1 protein-coding gene is annotated in these 1,560 nt (G+C 68.7%); it reads right to left on the reverse strand.

Annotated elements, in window-relative coordinates:
* Positions 1-103: 103 nt before the first annotated feature.
* Positions 104-1,543 carry an aldehyde dehydrogenase family protein gene (locus FMEAI12_RS31330; protein WP_112108856.1) on the reverse strand — a complete coding sequence of 480 codons (1,440 nt, stop codon included), beginning with the start codon at positions 1,541-1,543 and terminating at the stop codon, positions 104-106.
* Positions 1,544-1,560: the final 17 nt, after the last annotated feature.

The following is a 1,560-nucleotide window of genomic DNA, read 5'->3' on the forward strand; positions in this document are numbered from 1 at the left end:
GGCCGTCGGGTGCGGGCCGTCGCGTGGACGACTGTGGCGGTCGGGTGAGTCCGGTGGGATTCACCCGACCGCCACGGTCGGGGCTGGTCGGAGGCCGGCAGGGTCAGGATGCGGCCGGGGTGGCGATGGTTTTGATCTCGAGGAATTCCTCGAGGCCGGGGGTGCCGCTTTCGCGGCCGATGCCGGACTGCTTGTAGCCGCCGAAGGGGGCGTCGGGGGCGTACCAGCTGCCGCCGTTGACGCTGATGGTGCCGCTGCGGATGCGGCGGGCGACGGCGAGGGCGCGGTCGGTGTCGGCGCTGAGGACGGATCCGGAGAGGCCGAAGATGGAGTTGTTGGCGATGTTCACGGCGTCGTCGTCGCCGTCGTGGGGGATGACGGCGAGGACGGGGCCGAAGATTTCTTCCTGGGCGATCTCGCTGTCGGGGTCGACGCCTGCGAGCAGGGTGGGGGCGTAGAAGAACCCGGGGTTGATCTTTTCGCCGCCGGTGACGAGGGTGGCGCCGGCGGCGATGGCGCGCTGCACGATGCCGTCGACCTTGTCGCGTTGCTTCTCGCTGATGAGCGGGCCCATGTAGGTGTCGGGTTCGGTGGGGTTCCCGACCTTGATCTGGGCGAGGGCGGCGGCGACTTTCTCGACGATGGCGTCGTGTTGGGCGCGGGGGACGACGAGGCGGCTGGTGATGGCGCAGCCCTGCCCGGAGTGGGAGCAGATGGTGAACGCGGCCATCATGGCGGCGAGGTCGTGGTTGGCGTCGTCGAGGACGACGAGGGCGGATTTCCCGCCGAGTTCGAGGAAGACTTTTTTGACGGTCCTGCTGGCGACTTCCATGATGCGTCGGCCGACGGCGGTGGATCCGGTGAAGGTGATGAGGTCGACGTCGGGGTGGCCGGTGAGGACTTCGGCGGCGTCGACGTCGATGGAGGTGATGACGTTGACGACGCCGGCGGGGATGTCGGTCTCGTTGGCGATGAGTTCGCCGAGGGCGAGGGCGAGCAGGGGGGTGTCGGGGGCGCCTTTGAGGATGACGGTGCAGCCGGCGGCCAGGGCGGGGGCGAGTTTCGCGAGGGCGAGCTGGGTGGGGTAGTTGTAGGCGACGATCGCGGAGACGACGCCGGCGGGTTCGCGTTCGATCCAGCGGTGGTGCTGGGCGCCGCGGGATTCGACGGTGCCGAGGTCCTGGGTGAACTGGTAGCCGGCGGCGAGGTCGGCGTAGTACTTGACGAGGTTGATCGGGTCGCCGAGGGCCGGCCCGTCGGTGATCAGGCGGGGGTGGCCGACCTCGGCGATGGTGAGTTCGCGGAGTTCTTCTTTGTGCTTGACGAGGACGTCGTGGAGCTGGTTGAGGCACTGGACGCGGAACGCGACGTTGGTCGACCAGTCGGTGGTGTCGAAGGCCTTGCGGGCGGCCTTGACCGCGGCGGTGGTCTCTTCGACCGTCGCGTCCGCGGCCTGGCCGATGACTTCGCCGGTCGTGGGGTTGATCGAGTCGACCGTCCGCTCGGTCTCGACAAGCTTTCCGTCGATCAGTAACCGCTTCACAGCCGCTCCTCGTTGAT

The organism is Parafrankia sp. Ea1.12, assembly GCF_900465275.1.
In the GTDB taxonomy this organism is placed as follows: Bacteria; Actinomycetota; Actinomycetes; order Frankiales; family Frankiaceae; genus Parafrankia; species Parafrankia soli.